Annotated in this window: 14 protein-coding genes; 9 read left to right on the top strand and 5 right to left on the bottom strand. The window is 62.5% G+C overall.

The annotated features are described in order from the left end of the window. Positions 1–52 precede the first annotated feature (52 nt). A complete protein-coding gene (locus NKI99_RS04200; RefSeq protein ID WP_352609872.1) occupies positions 53–931 on the bottom strand; it encodes a branched-chain amino acid aminotransferase in 879 nt (292 codons plus the stop codon). A 157-nt stretch (positions 932–1,088) separates the two neighbouring features. Between NKI99_RS04200 and NKI99_RS04205 the strand changes: the two genes are divergently transcribed. The 4 genes from NKI99_RS04205 to NKI99_RS04220 all read left to right on the top strand — a co-directional run bounded on the left by NKI99_RS04205 (position 1,089) and on the right by NKI99_RS04220 (position 5,159). Further along, on the top strand, positions 1,089–1,751 hold the full coding sequence (locus NKI99_RS04205; protein ID WP_023812779.1) for a haloacid dehalogenase type II: 663 nt from the start codon (positions 1,089–1,091) through the stop codon (positions 1,749–1,751). Positions 1,752–1,922: 171 nt separating this feature from the next. Further along, positions 1,923–2,747 carry a L,D-transpeptidase gene (locus NKI99_RS04210; protein WP_352609874.1) on the top strand — a complete coding sequence of 275 codons (825 nt, stop codon included), beginning with the start codon at positions 1,923–1,925 and terminating at the stop codon, positions 2,745–2,747. Between the two features lie 121 nt (positions 2,748–2,868). After that, a complete protein-coding gene (locus NKI99_RS04215) occupies positions 2,869–3,951 on the top strand; it encodes an alpha/beta fold hydrolase (RefSeq protein ID WP_352609875.1) in 1,083 nt (360 codons plus the stop codon). A 158-nt stretch (positions 3,952–4,109) separates the two neighbouring features. Then, on the top strand, positions 4,110–5,159 hold the full coding sequence (locus NKI99_RS04220) for a class I SAM-dependent methyltransferase (protein ID WP_352609876.1): 1,050 nt from the start codon (positions 4,110–4,112) through the stop codon (positions 5,157–5,159). Positions 5,160–5,301: 142 nt separating this feature from the next. Here NKI99_RS04220 and NKI99_RS04225 read toward each other — a convergent pair whose 3' ends face one another. Further along, on the bottom strand, positions 5,302–6,849 hold the full coding sequence (locus NKI99_RS04225) for a helicase HerA-like C-terminal domain-containing protein (protein WP_352609877.1): 1,548 nt from the start codon (positions 6,847–6,849) through the stop codon (positions 5,302–5,304). Positions 6,850–7,157: 308 nt separating this feature from the next. Here NKI99_RS04225 and NKI99_RS04230 point away from each other — a divergent pair, with 308 nt between their 5' ends. From NKI99_RS04230 to NKI99_RS04245, 4 genes are all read left to right on the top strand, one after another. Then, positions 7,158–8,600, top strand: a complete 1,443-nt coding sequence (locus NKI99_RS04230; protein ID WP_352609878.1) for a methylmalonyl-CoA mutase subunit beta — start codon at positions 7,158–7,160, stop codon at positions 8,598–8,600. Beyond that, entirely contained in the window at positions 8,597–10,714 is a 2,118-nt protein-coding gene (scpA, locus tag NKI99_RS04235; protein WP_023812773.1) for a methylmalonyl-CoA mutase, read from the top strand. Before NKI99_RS04230 ends, scpA begins: the two co-directional genes overlap by 4 nt. Before the next feature lie 70 nt (positions 10,715–10,784). Beyond that, positions 10,785–11,015 (top strand): AbrB/MazE/SpoVT family DNA-binding domain-containing protein, encoded by a 231-nt coding sequence (locus NKI99_RS04240; RefSeq protein WP_023760503.1) that lies wholly within the window; start codon positions 10,785–10,787, stop codon positions 11,013–11,015. Continuing rightward, a complete protein-coding gene (locus NKI99_RS04245; protein ID WP_352441313.1) occupies positions 11,012–11,398 on the top strand; it encodes a type II toxin-antitoxin system death-on-curing family toxin in 387 nt (128 codons plus the stop codon). The genes NKI99_RS04240 and NKI99_RS04245 overlap by 4 nt, the downstream gene beginning before the upstream one ends. On the opposite strand, the gene greA is transcribed toward NKI99_RS04245, so the two are convergent. Next, positions 11,395–11,868 carry a transcription elongation factor GreA gene (gene greA / locus NKI99_RS04250; RefSeq protein ID WP_352441314.1) on the bottom strand — a complete coding sequence of 158 codons (474 nt, stop codon included), beginning with the start codon at positions 11,866–11,868 and terminating at the stop codon, positions 11,395–11,397. The genes NKI99_RS04245 and greA overlap by 4 nt on opposite strands. A gap of 121 nt (positions 11,869–11,989) precedes the next feature. Between greA and NKI99_RS04255 the strand changes: the two genes are divergently transcribed. Continuing rightward, positions 11,990–13,366, top strand: coding sequence for a TIGR03808 family TAT-translocated repetitive protein (locus tag NKI99_RS04255; protein WP_352441315.1), 1,377 nt, complete (start codon positions 11,990–11,992; stop codon positions 13,364–13,366). On the opposite strand, the gene NKI99_RS04260 is transcribed toward NKI99_RS04255, so the two are convergent. After that, entirely contained in the window at positions 13,359–14,363 is a 1,005-nt protein-coding gene (locus NKI99_RS04260; RefSeq protein ID WP_352441316.1) for an asparaginase, read from the bottom strand. The two genes, NKI99_RS04255 and NKI99_RS04260, sit on opposite strands and share 8 nt — an antisense overlap. A gap of 25 nt (positions 14,364–14,388) precedes the next feature. Beyond that, the gene (locus NKI99_RS04265; RefSeq protein WP_127292472.1) at positions 14,389–15,555 is read right to left on the bottom strand and encodes an acetyl-CoA acetyltransferase; all 1,167 of its coding nucleotides are present in this window, start codon (positions 15,553–15,555) and stop codon (positions 14,389–14,391) included. Positions 15,556–15,610 lie beyond the last annotated feature (55 nt).

Here is a 15,610-nt window from a genome sequence, read left to right on the forward strand (position 1 = left end):
TGGAATGGATTGGGACAACTCCGGATGAAGCGTCGGTCGCCTTTTTATCCGCTCAAGCAGGGGAAGTCGAATGCGCCCAAGTCCAATAGAGTTCGCGCGCCTTTTTGGCCACCGGCCCGGGTTGCAGATTGCGATCCTCGATACGCGTGACCGGCACCACCTTGGAATGGTTCCCGGTCGAAAAAATTTCGTCCGCTTCGAGGAAATCTCGCACCGACAGCGTCTTTTCCGTGGTCCTGAAGCCATATTCGCCGAGCAGCGTTATCGTGCGCGAGCGGGTGATGCCGGACAGGAAGGTGCCGTTCGGCGCAGGCGTAAAGACGTGACCGTCCTTGACCAGGAAGATGTTCGAGGTTCCGGTCTCGGCGACGTTGCCCAGCATGTCGAGCACCATTGCGTTGTCGAAGCCGCGCATCTTGGCTTCGAGAATGGCCCGACCGTTGTTGGGGTAAAGGCAGCCGGCCTTGGCGTTGGTCGGCATGGTTTCGATGGTCGGACGCCGGAACGGCGACACGGTCACCGAAAAGCCAGTCGCCGGAATCATCGGTGATTCATAGAGGCAAAGGCAGAAGCGGGTCGAGGCGGGATCGGCCGGCACGCCCATATAGCCGCCATGCTCGGCCCAGTACATCGGCCTGATATAGACCGCCGTCTTGCCGTCGAACTTCTTCAACCCATCCCATGTCAGCCCGACGATCTTGTCGGCGCTCATGTTCGGCTTCAGGCCGAGCGCGATCGCCGAGGAATTCACCCTGGCGGCATGGAGGTCGAGATCCGGCGCCACGCCTTCGAACCAGCGGCCACCGTCGAACACGCTAGTGCCGAGCCACATGGCGTGGCTGCGCGGCCCCAGAATGGCGACGTTGCCCTCGTGCCAATCACCATCGACGAAAGTCCATGTCGCGGATTGCGCCGCAGCCGCCAGTGTCATCGTGTCGTCCCGCCTCAATCGGTCTCGTGTGACGGCCATTGGAAGATGCTTTGGCGGGCGCCGTCAACCGGCATCATGGAGTTTTGTTGAGGCCAGTGCCGGGGCGCAATGCAATCAAAGCTTGCACCTTGTCGCACCTGCCCTCAAAACTGTTGTCATGCAATACGCCGCCTATGTCTTCGACGCCTATGGCACGCTGTTCGACGTGCATGCCGCCGTGCGCCGTCATGCAGACCGGATCGGGCCGGACGGCCAATTGTTGTCCGAGATCTGGCGCGCCAAGCAGCTCGAATATTCCTGGGTGCGCACGCTGATGGGCGCCTATGCCGATTTCTGGCAACTGACCGAACAGGCGCTCGATTTCGCCTTGCGCAAGGTTCCCTCGGCCGACCCCGGTCTCAAGGCGATATTGCTGGATGCCTACTGGCGGCTGGATTGCTATCCGGAAGTGCCGGCCGTGCTCAAGGCGCTCAAGGCTTCGGGAGCGAGGCTGGCGATTCTGTCAAACGGTTCGCCCGAAATGCTGCAGGCAGCGGTCAAATCCGCCGCGCTCGACCAGGTTCTGGATGACATCTATTCCGTCGACAGGGTGCGGCGCTTCAAGACCGATCCGGCTGTCTACGATATGGTCGCCACCGGCTGGCGCCTCTACCCCGGCGCGGTTTCCTTCCAGTCCTCCAACCGCTGGGACATTGCAGGCGCCACCAAATTCGGCTTTCGCACGGTGTGGATCAACCGTTCCAACCAGCCCGAAGAATACCAGGATTTCCCACCGGCCCTTATACTGCCGTCGCTCGAAGCCCTTGTGCCCGGCAGCTAGGAGACCTGTGTCTCTGGCGCCACAGTAGCGGCTCGGTCACAGCTTCGCCTTTGTTTGCCCACGTTCGGGCCAGAATCGGAACCGCCTATCGCCCCAGGTGTTGTCAGGCACCCTGCGGAACTGTCGGCGAATTCACGCTTTGTTGCGATTTGAGACTTAAAGAAGGCAACCATGTCCATAACCGAAATCGAATCTTTTCGCCTGAGCCGTCGCGGCTTTCTCAACGCCGCAGCCCTGGGCGCCGCTTCGATCGCGGTTTCCGCATGCGCCACTACCGGGCCGGGCCCGGTCGAGCCGCCGCCGCCAGCCTATGTCGAACCGACCCTGACCGATTATGTGACGATGTACGCGGCAGTCAGCGACGGCGGCTTCGATTTGCCGGCCATCCCCATCGACAAGATCGATCCGCAGTTCCTGCGTCAGATCGTTCCCGACCCGACGGGACAGAAGCCGGGAACAATAGTCGTCGATACCACCGGCCACTTCCTTTATCTGGTTCGTCCAGGCGGTCAGGCGATACGCTACGGCGTCGGCCTTGGCCGCGCCGGCTTCGAATGGTCCGGCGACGCCGTCGTTCAGTGGAAGCAGAAATGGCCAAAGTGGACGCCGCCGGACGAAATGATAGCCCGCCAGCCGGAATTGAAGCCCTACAGCGCCGACAATGGCGGCATGCCCGGCGGCCTCAAGAACCCGCTCGGCGCACGCGCGCTCTATCTGTTCCAGGGCAATGTCGACACGCTCTATCGTCTGCACGGCTCGCCTGAATGGCGGTCGATCGGCAAGTCGGTATCGTCAGGCTGCGTGCGTCTGATGAACCAGGACATTATCGACCTCTATGATCGCGTGCCCTCGAAGACGCCGGTCGTCGTGACCAGCGACGCCAGCCAACCCATGGTGGCGACGGCCAACCGACAGGCGATCCCGATCGACGCCGGCGTGCCGGACGGTTCGGTGCTACTTGGACCGGTCAAGGCGATTACCAATTCGATCTTCTGAGCAGGCGAAGGGGCGGCGGTTACGACGCTCCTTCACCGGATTGTCTCTCTGAAACGGAACCGATTCTGCATCGGCGGAGACCGGTCTGTCGCGTGGCGGCCCACTGCGATATTCTGTGGTGATGAAACTCAGCCAGAGCATACGGTTCTGCACGTCCGAGGACGGTACCCGCATCGCTGTCGCATCATGCGGGGAAGGCAAGGTGATCGTTCGGGCGGCGCACTGGCTGAGCCATGTCGATTATGATCTCGAAAGCCCGGTTTGGCGGCCATGGCTCCAGGCCCTTTCGGCCCACAACCAGTTTGTGCGCTACGATCCACGCGGTTGCGGTCTGTCGGATCGCCATGTCGCCGACCTCTCGATCGAAGCGTGGCACGCAGACCTGGACGCCGTGACGGCGACCATCGAGCAGCCAAGTTTCGTTCTGCTCGGTCTTTCGCAAGGCGGCGCTCTCAGCATCGCCTATGCGCTGCGGCATCCTGAGCGGGTGTCGCATCTGGTGCTGCTGAATGCCTACGGCCAGGGTGCGAGAGTTCGAGCGCAGACCGAGGCCGAGCGGTTGGAAGCCGAAACACTCGTCAATTTCGTGCGCATTGGCTGGGGACGCGAAAATCCTGCGTTCTGCCAGTTCTTCACCAACCTTTTCATTCCCAACGGGACACAAGAACAGCACCGCTGGTGGGGCGATCTTGAGCGCGTGACGGCAAGCGCCGACGTAGCCGCCCGCCTGCTCTGGCAGATGCAGGGGATCGACGTCCTCGACCTCGCGGTGAAACTCCGCGTCCCGACGTTGATCGCGCACAGCCGCGGGGACATGCGCGTGCCGTTCGATGAAGGCTGCAAGCTTGCCGCAGCGATCCCTGGAGCGCGCTTCCTGCCGCTTGAAAGCAAGAATCATGTTCTCCTGCCGACCGAGCCAGCCTGGAAGGTGTTCCAGGATGAACTCGATGCCTTCCTCGGACATGAGCGGCCCAGGCAGCCGCGCGCAATCCGAGAGGCCGGCCTGACACCTGCCGAGGCGGCGCTTCTGGATCTGGTCAAACAGGGGCTGGACAACCGCGCGATCGCGCAGCGCTTGAGCAAGAGCGTGAAGACCGTGCGCAATCAACTGTTGATGATTTTCAGCAAGCTCGGCGTCCACAGCCGATCGCAGGCAATCGTGATGACGCTGTCCGACAGAGAGCGAGCGCCCCAGCCCGATTGAGTTCCTCGCAGACCACAAATAAGGGACTTCTGTCCCTATTTGCATTCGCTTTCACTTCCCCCACGGGACTGCTGCATCATGCCCATCATCAGAGGGGGTCTCATCCTCGGAATCGGCGGAGCGACAAGCCGTCGTCCGAAGATCAGGAGGAACCCGACATGACGCAACTCAATGAAACCAGGCTCAATGAATTGGTAGGCCGCGTTTTGGGCGACCTTGGTGGTGCGGTCAGCGTGCCGTTGGTTCGGATCGGAGATGCGCTGGGTCTTTACAAAACGCTCAAGGAAATCGGCCCTGCGAAGGCCGACGAACTTGCCGATGCTGCAGGATGCGCGCGTCGCTACGTTCGCGAATGGCTGTCGGCGCAGGCGGCGTCCGGCTACGTGCACTATGAACATGGACGGTTTTCGTTGACGCCCGAGCAGTCATTCGTATTTGCCGAACCCGACAGCCCGGTCCATCTGATTGGCGGGTTCGATACCGCGGCTGCTATGGTCGAGAACCAGCCAAAAGTGGAATCGGCTTTCAAGACCGGGCGAGGCGTTGCCTGGGGCGATCAGGCAGGGTGTCTGTTCTGCGCCGTGTCACGTCTGTTTCGGCCGGGTTATGTCAATGCCCTGGTGAAGGACTGGCTACCGGCGCTTGACGGAGTCGTCGCCACGTTGAAGGCAGGGGCATCGGTGGCCGACGTTGGATGTGGGCACGGTCTGTCGACGATCCTGATGGCGCAGGCGTTCCCCGCCTCCCGCTTCATAGGTTACGACTTCCATCCGGCCTCGATTGCCGCCGCGACCGCGCATGCCCGGTCGTATGGACTGACGAACCTGAATTTCGAGGTCGGCCGGGCCCAGGATTTTGGCGGGCGCGACTTCGATCTGATCACCTGCTTCGACTGCCTGCACGATATGGGCGACCCAAAGGCCGCGGCGGTGCATATTCGCAAATCGCTAAAAGAGGGCGGCACCTGGATGATCGTCGAACCCATGGCGGGAGATACTCTGGAGGAAAATATCAATCCGGTCGGACGGCTGTACTACTCGGCCTCGACGATGATCTGCGTTCCCACATCACTGGCACAGGAGACGGGCCTCGCGCTCGGAGCTCAAGCAGGAGAGAACCGGCTGACGGACGTGATCCGGTCAGGTGGGTTCTCTCGTGTCCGGCGGGCTGCCCAGACCCCACTCAACATGGTGCTCGAAGCGACCTGACGCAGAAAAGGTCGGTTCGGGCCCTCCTCGAACCGGCCAACGTCTTTCCGCCAAAACCGGCTGTCCCAATGCCGCCTATCCGATGCGGCTCCAAGCCACGGGCATTTCGCCAAAGCGGATGCCCCTGCCTCAGATCCGAAGCTCACCGCCCTCTGGAAAGACTGCCCAATATCCCGCGCACGATTGCCCGGCCGACCGACGAGCCGACGGAGCGCACCACGGACTTGATCGCCGCCTCGGCCACGGTCTGGCGGCTGGACGGGCGCGGTGCAGATGTGCGCCTGCCACCGGATCGCGGCGCGGGATCGTCATTGCCGAAGCCCGGAATGGTCCAGCGCGAGCCGCCGCTGCCGGCCTGCTGGGCCTGCTCTTCGGCATCCTGCGCGTCCTTGGCCTTTTTTTGCAGCATTTCGAAAGCCGACTCGCGATCAACGGCCTGATCGTACTGGCCGGCGACCGGGCTTTCCTGGATCAGCTTTTGCCGCTCAGCGGCAGTTATGGGTCCAAGCCGCGAGGATGGCGGGCGGATAAGCGTCCGCTGCACCATGGACGGAACACCCTTGGCCTCAAGCGTCGAGACCAGCGCTTCGCCTGTGGCAAGCTGAGTAATGGCGGTCATGCAGTCAAAATCGGGATTTGGCCGGAACGTCTCGGCTGCCGTCCGGACTGCCTGCTGCTCACGCGGCGTATAGGCGCGCAGCGCGTGCTGGACGCGATTGCCGAGCTGGGCCAGAACCTTTTCAGGGATATCCAAAGGGTTCTGCGTGACGAAATAGACGCCGACGCCTTTCGAGCGGATCAGTCGGACCACTTGTTCGACGCGATCGATCAGCACCTTGGGTGCTTCGTCGAACAGAAGATGCGCCTCGTCGAAAAAGAACACCAGCTTCGGCTTGTCGGGGTCGCCGACTTCCGGCAGCACCTCGAACAGTTCCGACATCAGCCATAGCAGGAAGGTCGCGTAGAGCCGCGGATTCATCATCAGCTTGTCGGCGGCAAGCACGCTGATGGCGCCGCGTCCGTCACGGGTGGTGCGCATGATATCGGCGATACGCAGTGCCGGTTCGCCGAAGAAATTTGCGGCCCCCTGCTGCTCCAGGACCAGCAGCGTGCGCTGGATCGCCCCGACCGATGGCTTCGTCACGTTGCCGTAGCGTGAGCCGATCTCGTCGGCACGCTCGGCGATGTTGGCCAAGAGCGCCTGCAGGTCCTTCATGTCGAGCAGCAGCAGACCTTCCTCGTCAGCCAGGCGGAAGGCGATGTTCATGATGCCTTCCTGCGCCTCGGTCAGGTTCATCAGACGCGACAGCAACAACGGCCCCATCTCCGAAACCGTGGCGCGGATCGGATGACCCTGCTCGCCGAACAAGTCCCAGAAGATAACGGGGAATTCCTGGAAGTCATAAGGATCGAGCTTGACCTGTTCGGCCCGCTTGACGAGGAAATCCTGTGCCGTGCCCATCATCGCGATGCCCGACAGGTCCCCCTTGATGTCAGCGCAGAACACCGGCACGCCGGCGTTGGAAAATCCTTCGGCCAGGATCTGCAAGGTGACTGTCTTGCCGGTACCGGTGGCGCCCGTCACCAGGCCATGACGATTCCCATATTGCAGCAACAGCTGCTCGGCACGCTGATAGCTGTCGTCGGGCTTGCGGCTGGCGCCGATGAAAATACTGGTGTTGTCAGCCATATGCACGGTCTCCGCAAACTGATGTCTAAAGCCAGTGGCCTTGCCGCAGGTATAGTGAGGCCATTGCACAGCGACAATGCCATTCGTCCAAATCGGGGCCATTCGTCCAAATCCGGGCCATTCGTTCAAATCGGGTTTTTGGAGCTTGCGGATTTTGCCGCTGTTTGGCAATCGTCGTCCACGCGGACTGACCTATATCTGATGGATCGAATCCGGTCTCTGGAAGCGCATTGCATTGCGATATCGGACCGGGGACCGTAGACTGAACCACTCCCGGCTGGTGCGGCCGCATGAAACGAGGAGGACGGATGGGCGCCGGAGCCTTGATCCAGGACGTGGAACCCGAGAACGCCGAGCGCCAGCGATGGCTCGCCTTGGCGGAAAAGGCATTGGCAGGCGCTTCCTTCGAGGAAAGGCTGGTCTCGCACAGCGACGACAACATCCGTATCGAACCGCTCTACGACCGCAGCACCGCGGCGGAACCGATCGTGCGCGCAAACCCGAAATCGCCATGGATCGTCAGCCAGCGAGTCGACGATCCCGACATCAACCGCGCCAGAAGCCAAGCGCTGGAGGATGTTGCACAAGGTGCCACGGGATTGTCGCTGGTCTTCGAAGGGGCGCCGAACGCGTTCGGATACGGCTTGCCGAGAACGGCGGAGGCGTTGGAGGCGGTGCTGGACGGCATACCGCTCAACCGCATCCAGGTTCGCATCGACGCCCATCCCTGGAGCCGCGCCGTGGCCGACTGGCTGGTCGCTTTCCTGAGCAAGCGGCGGTCGGACCCGGCAAAACTCAACCTCTCCTTCGGCATCGATCCAGCGGCGATCTTCGCGGGAACCGGTCGGCTGCGCATGTCTATCGAGGCGCTGCAGGCCTCCATGCCGCAGTCGCTGGCGCATTTCTTCGCGATGGGCGTTCCGGGCGTGCTGCTGGAAGCTGACGGGCGCGTGTTCCACAATGCCGGCGCCACGGAAGCGCAGGAACTTGGCATCATGCTGGCTTCGGCTGTCTCCTATCTCAGAATGTTCGAGACGGCGCGGCAGCCGCTTGTCTATGCTGCGCCTCATATCGGTTTTGCACTCAGCGTCGACCAGGACCAGTTGCTGTCGATAGCCAAGATGCGGGCGCTGCGCAGGCTCTGGGCGCGGGTGCAGGAGGCTTGTTCGATCCCGACATCCACGGCCAGTATCCATGCCGAGACGTCGTTTCGCATGATGACGGCGATGGACCCGGAGACCAACATCCTGCGCACCACCATTGCATGCTTTGCTGCGGCGTGCGGCGGCGCCGATTCGATCTCCATCCTGCCGCACACGATCGCGCATGGTCTGCCGGCGGGTTTTGCACGTCGTGTTGCCCGCAACACGCAGCTGATCATGGCCAATGAAAGCCATATCGATCATGTCGCCGATCCCGCCTATGGTTCCGGCGCTGTCGAGGCGCTGACCATGGAATTGTGCGAGCTGGCCTGGGCGGAATTGCAGACGATCGAAGCCGAGGGCGGTGTCCTGTCCAGCCTTCAGGACGGACACATCCAGAAGCGCGTCCACGCAGCGGCGGAGCAGCGCAATGCAGCCTACCGCACAGGTGAACGGGCCATCATCGGCACCACGCTCTATCCATCAAAAGACGAACGCCCGGTCGAGACGCTGGCGGCGGAACGGCGACCGGCCTTCACCGAAGGCGTTGCCGTCTGCGAGCCGCTGTTTCCAGTCCGCATCGACCAATCGATCGGAGCCGGCTCTTGATCCCGGACTTCGGCCAGATCGGCTGGATCCCGCCACGCCGCACGCCTGTCGAGGTCAAAGGCCAGCGGACCACGCCGGAAGGGCTCATTGCCAAGCATCTGTACAATCAAAGCGATCTCAAGGGGCTGCCGCATCTCGACACCTATCCCGGCCTGCCGCCCTTCGTGCGCGGCCCCTACCCGACCATGTATGTCCAGCAGCCCTGGACGATCCGGCAATATGCCGGTTTCTCGACGGCCGAAGATTCCAACGCTTTTTACCGACGCAACCTTGCCGCCGGCCAGAAAGGGTTGTCGGTCGCCTTCGATCTCGCCACGCATCGCGGCTATGACAGCGATCATCCGCGCGTTGCCGGCGATGTCGGCATGGCGGGCGTCGCCATCGATTCCATCCTCGACATGCGGCAGCTCTTCGACGGCATTCCGCTCGACGAGATGACGGTATCGATGACGATGAACGGCGCGGTGCTGCCGATCATGGCGCTTTACATCGTCGCTGCGGAAGAACAAGGCGTTGCGCAGAAGGATCTCGCCGGGACCATTCAGAACGACATTTTGAAGGAATTCATGGTCCGCAACACCTACATCTATCCGCCGAAACCTTCGATGCGGATCGTGTCGGACATCTTCTCATACACATCGAAGAACATGCCGAAGTTCAATTCGATATCGATCTCCGGCTATCACATGCAGGAGGCCGGCGCGACGGCCGACCTTGAGCTCGCCTACACGATCGCCGATGGCATCGAGTATGCCCGCGCCGGCGTCGCGGCGGGCCTCGACATCGACCGCTTTGCGCCTCGCCTGTCCTTCTTCTGGGCCATCGGCATGAATTTCTTCATGGAAGTCGCCAAGCTGCGGGCTGCGCGCCTGTTGTGGGCGACCCTGATGCAGAAGAATTTTTCGCCCAAGGACGAGCGCTCGCTGTCGCTGCGCACCCATTGCCAGACTTCTGGCTGGTCGCTGACGGCGCAGGATCCCTACAACAACATCATCCGCACCATGATCGAGGCGATGGCTGCAACGCAGGGCCATACCCAGTCGCTGCACACCAATTCCTTCGACGAGGCGATGGCGCTGCCGACCGACCATTCGGCGCGGATCGCCCGCAACACGCAGCTCATCCTGCAAAAGGAATCCGGCACCACGCGCATCATCGACCCGTGGGGCGGTTCGGCCTATCTCGAACGGCTGACGCATGATCTGGCGGCGCGCGCCCTTGCCCATATCGAGGAGGTCGAGGCGCTCGGCGGCATGGCCGCTGCGACCGAACAGGGCATACCCAAGCTGCGCATCGAGGAAGCCGCCGCACGCACGCAGGCGCGCATCGATTCCGGTGAGCAGATGCTGGTCGGCGTCAATGCCCATCGGCCCGAGTCCGACATCGAGGTCGACGTGCTGAAGATCGACAATGCCGAAGTCAGGGCGCGGCAATTGTCGAAGCTGCAACGGCTGAAGGGCACGCGCGACGTCGCCGCCGTCGAAAGCGCGCTCGATGCGCTGACCCGTGCCGCGCAAGGCAATGAAAACCTGCTGGAATTCGCCATCCGAGCCGCGCGCGCCAATGCCACGGTCGGCGAGATTTCATTCGCGTTGGAAAGGGCGTTTGGGCGCCACGTCGCCACGGTGCAGACCATTTCCGGGGTCTATCGCAAGGCGCTTGGCGATCATCCCGTGGTCGAGGGTCTGCAGGACAAGCTTGACGCCTTCGAGAAGAAGACCGGCGGCAAGCCGCGCATCCTGGTCGCCAAGATGGGTCAGGACGGCCACGACCGTGGCCAGAAGGTCATCGCCACGGCCTTCGCCGATCTCGGCTTCGACGTCACCGTCGGCGCGATGTTCCAGACACCGGATGAGATCGCCAGGCTGGCGGTCGCACAGGACGTCCACATCGTCGGCGCCTCGTCGCTGGCGGCGGGACATCTGACGCTGATCCCCGAACTACGTGACGCGCTGAAAAAGCTCGGCCGCGGCGACATGCTGATCGTCGCCGGCGGCGTCATCCCGCCGCAAGACTATGACGCGGTGCGGCAGGCGGGAGCTGCCGAGATCTTCCCGCCGGGCACGGTCATACCGGAAGCAGCGGATCGTTTGTTGGACCGGCTGCTGGCCTAGACTTGTTATAATATCTGTTGCAACTTCTCGCCGGTCGAGTTATAATCTGCGTTGCAACAGGATATCTGTCATGAACACGACCATTCGCAAGATCGGCAATTCCGAGGGTGTGATCCTGCCCAAGGAGTTGCTCGATCGTCTGAACATGAAGGCAGGCGACAGCATCGTCATCGTTCAGGAAGGTGAAGAGCTTCGTTTGCGTCGCACCGAAGACAGCGCCGAGGAATTCGAGCGTAAGATGAAGATCGCACGCGAGCGGATGAAAAAGTACGAGGTTGCCTACCGTGCGCTCGCGAAATGACCGAGCATCATTTGAGGGAGTTCGTGGAGTCGCTTCACGCTGAGCAGTTGCGCCTGCACGGCGGGGCGGCAGGCATACGTGATGAAGGCATGCTGGAGTCGGCGCTCTCCCGTCCACAGCAGCGAGAGATTTATGGCGATCCGGATCTTTGCGAACTGGCGGCGGCATACCTGTTCGGCATCGCCAAAAATCATCCGTTCGTTGACGGCAACAAACGTACTGCCTTTGCAGCGGCCGATCTGTTTCTTTATTTCAACGGATTGAGCGTCGAGGCCGACCAGCAGGACGTCATTCAACTGGTCTTGATGGTCGCTGCTGGCGAGATCGATGAAACTGGAGCCGCGGCTTTCTTCCGCGACCATGTCGTCAAGCTCGAGGATTAGCTCTCGGACAGCTTGACGATTTCCCATTCCTTGCCGTTGACGCTGGCCAAGTCGCCGACCTTCTTGCCGAACAGGGCCATGGCCATCGGCGAAACATGCGAAATGCTACCCTTGGCCGGATCGGCTTCGTCCTCGCCGACAATTTTCCAGTGCACCTTCCTGCCGTCGTCGCCTTCGATCGTGACGCCCATGCCGAAGCGCACCACGTCGCTGCCCGGCTCCGGTGCGGAGAGTTCGGCGCTTTCACGCCGGGCGGTCCAATAGCGCAGGTCGCGCGACACGACCGCGATGCGCTCGCGGTCGGCTTTGCGCTCGGCCTTCGCCAGTATGTCGCGCAGATCGGCAAGATTCTCGTCGATCATCGCCAGGCCGCGTTCCGTCACCAGATTGCGATGGTGGCTGACTGGCCGTTCACCTACACCGGCAATGGCATTTTCGCTGTCTTCCTCGCGGGTGAAAGCTCTGCTCATTTCCTGAACTTAGGCCCGCAGAGGCTGCTCGACAAGCCATTGTCGCGCGCTCGGCAGGAGAGACAGAACGGCTGGCACGATTCCTGCGATAAGCAGGCTTGAACGCTGGGATTCTGTGCCGATGTTGAACAGACGAACGCTGCTGACCGGGACCGCCGGCTTTGCCGTCATGGGGCTTGCGCTTGGCAAGGCGGTGGCCGCAAACCTGACTGGCATCGAGAAAGCCTCGATCCGCGGCTCGATCAATGCCACCGACCTCGGCGTGCAGCCCGGCACATCAGACGATCAGAGCAAGGCCTTCGCCAAACTCCTGCGTGACGCAAACAGCCGCGACATGCCGATATTCCTGCCGCCCGGCACCTATGTCGTCTCCAATCTTTCGCTGCCCGGCCGCGTGCGTCTTTCCGGCGTGCCGGGCGCGACGCGCATCGTTTACGGCGGTGACGGCCACCTGTTCATGGCCGAACAGGCCGACCATATCGAACTTAGCGGTCTGGTCTTCGATGGTTCGAACCGCACGATGGGCGATTACACGCAAGGGCTGCTCGATCTGCGCCGTATCGCGCACCTCGCCATCGACAATTGCCAGATCACCGGCAGCGGCAAGAACGGACTGGCGCTGGAACATGCGGCGGGCGGGGTCGAGCGCAGCGAGATATCGGGTGCCGCCGATGCCGGCATTTACTCGGTCGAGGCTGGCGGGCTGTCTATCACGGGCAACACCGTCTCCGATTGCGCCAATGGCGGCATCCTCGTGCACCGCTGGCAGGCGGCGGAAGACGGCACCATGGTCACCGGCAACCGCGTCCAACGGATCCAGGCACGCGGCGGCGGAACCGGGCAGAACGGCAACGGCATCAATGCCTTTCGCGCCGGCAATGTCGTAATCTCGGGCAACATCGTCTCGGACTGCGCCTTCTCGGCGATCCGGGCCAACAGCGCCAGCAACCTGCAGATATCGGGCAACACCTGCTCGCGCTCGGGCGAAACGGCGGTCTATTCCGAATTCTCGTTCGAAGGCGCCATCATCAGCAACAACATCGTCGACGGTGCCGCCAACGGCATCTCGATCGTCAATTTCAACGAAGGCGGCCGCATGGGCGTCTGCTCGGGCAACATTGTGCGCAATCTGTCGACCAGCGGCCCCTACCCCGCCGACTCGCCAGGGTTTGGCGTTGGCATCGGCGTCGAAGCCGACACAACCGTTTCCAACAACGTCATCGAGAACACGCCGCTCTATGGCATGCAGATCGGCTGGGGCCCGTACCTGCGCAATGTCGTCGCCACCGGCAACATCATTCGCAAGGCCGGAACCGGGATCGTCGTATCCGTGGTCGAGGGCGCCGGTACGGCCATCATTTCAGACAATGTCATCGACGGTGCGCTGAACGGCGCCATTGTCGGCCAGCGCTGGGCCGAACCGGCGACTGGCGATCTCACGTCATCGGACAATACCGGCTATGCGCATCTGACCGTCGAGCGCAATCACGTCAGTTGAGGGCTGCTGTCGGCCTCAGCGCCCCGACCTTGGCACCGTTGCGGTTTTCGATGGGCGTGTTTGCCAATTCGCTCAGCTTGAACGCCAAGGCCTCGTCGGCGCGCAACAGTTTGGCAAGGACGGCGGCAGCCATGGCTTCACCGGCGCGGCCGGCGCCATCGTCGCATTTGAGCGCGATGCCGAGACCGAGCTCCGGAATTGCGGCACAATGGACGCCCTCGGCGCCGCCTTTGGTGAAAATCCGCCCTGGTGCGGCCTGCATCAGCGCGACGTCTTCGCGGCCGCTGCCGGCAACCAAGAAGGGCTCGGCCATGCAGGCGGAAAGCAGCCGCTTTGCAGCCTTGGCTCGCTCTGGGCCAAAACCTGATGTCGTGGCCATGCGGGCAAAGCCGAGCGCGAAGCTCCTGAGCGGCACCGCATAGGTTGGGATCGAACAGCCATCGATGGCTCGCTGGTCCTCACCATGGACAGCGCCCGTGACCGACTGCATGGCATCGCGCACCATCTCCTGCAGGCCGTGTCCCGGCTTGACATAGCCGCGATGTGCAATGCCGGCGTGGACGCAGGTGCAGAGGAAGCCGGAATGCTTGCCGGAACAATTGTTGTGCAATGCGTTCGGCGAGCCGCCGCCGCGGGCGAGTGCAATCTCAGCATCATGATTGGACGGCCAATGCGTGCCGCATTCGAGAGCCGAACCGTCCAGCCCGGCCTTGGCCAGCATGGATCGCGCCAGTTCGACATGGGCCGGCTCGCCCGAATGGGACGCACAGGCAAGCGCCAGTTCGCGGTTGCCGAAACCATAGGCATCGGCCGCCCCGCTTTCGACCAGCGGCAATGCCTGGATCGCCTTGACCGCCGAGCGCGGAAACACCGGCTTGGCCGTGTCGCCGATCTCCCAGACAGGCTTGCCGTCGCCATCGAAGACCGCGACTGAGCCGCGATGCGCGCTCTCGACGACCGCGCCGCGCAACACTTCGATCAGAACCGGATTTGTCATGAACCCTCCCGTAAATGCGGGCGGTTTATCTGATCCGGTCGAGAATGGAAACGTAGTTGGCCACCGCCGCACCGCCCATGTTGAAGATGCCGCCAAGTTTTGCGCCCGGCACCTGGATGCCGCCGGCCTCGCCGACAAGCTGCATGGCGGTCAAGACATGCATGGACACGCCCGTGGCGCCGATCGGATGGCCCTTGGCCTTCAGCCCGCCGGATGGATTGACCGGCAGGCGACCATCCCTAGCCGTTGTGCCGTCCAGCGCCAGCTTGGCCCCCTCTCCCGGCTTGGCAAGGCCCATCGCCTCATATTCAATCAGTTCGGCAATGGTGAAGCAGTCATGCGTTTCGACGAAGGAGAGATCGTCGAGCGTCACGCCGGCGTTCTTGAGCGCCCGGGTCCAGGCCTGTTCGCAGCCTTCGAAGGTCAGGATGTCGCGCTTCGACATCGGCAGGAAATCCTGCACATGCTCGTTGGCGCGGAAGGCAACGGCACGGCGCATCTTCAGTGCCGTCGCGGTGTCGGCGAGGATAAGGGCGGCAGCGCCATCGGAGACCAGCGAGCAATCGGTGCGCTTCAGCGGGCCGGCAACGAACGGGTTCTTCTCGCTCTCCTGGCGGCAGAACTCATAGCCGAAATCCTTGCGCATCTGCGCATAGGGATTATCGACGCCGTTCTTGTGGTTCTTGGCGGCAATCATGGCCAGCGCATCCGACTGGTCGCCGTAGCGCTGAAAATAGGCCTGCGCGATCTTGCCGAAGACGCCAGCGAAACCCGCCGGTGTCTCGCCGTCCTCGGGCAGATAGGACGCCTTGAGCAGGTTTTTGCCGATCTCCGGCCCCGGCGTTGTCGTCATCTGCTCCGCGCCGACCACCAGCACGATGCGAGCGGCATTCGCGTCGATGGCACGGATGCCCTGGCGGACCGCCGCCGATCCGGTGGCGCAAGCGTTCTCGACGCGCGTCGCCGGCTTGAAGCGCAGCCGGTCGTCGGCCTGCAGCACCAGGCTGGCGGTAAAATCCTGTGCCGAAAAGCCGGCATTGAAGTGGCCGAGCACGATCTCGTCGACCTCGTCGGGACCGATGCCGGCATGGTCGAGCGCGTCCGTAGCGACCTTGACGATGAGGTTCTCGAGCGTTTCGCCCTCGAGCTTGCCGAAGCGCGAATGCGCCCAGCCAACGATGCATGCGGTCATGGCGGTCTCCATCCTTGGCGCCAGCCTAGCATGTGGGCCACGGCGCATTTCGCCT

This window comes from Mesorhizobium sp. M0239 (assembly GCF_040321815.1).
Lineage (GTDB): Bacteria > Pseudomonadota > Alphaproteobacteria > Rhizobiales > Rhizobiaceae > Mesorhizobium.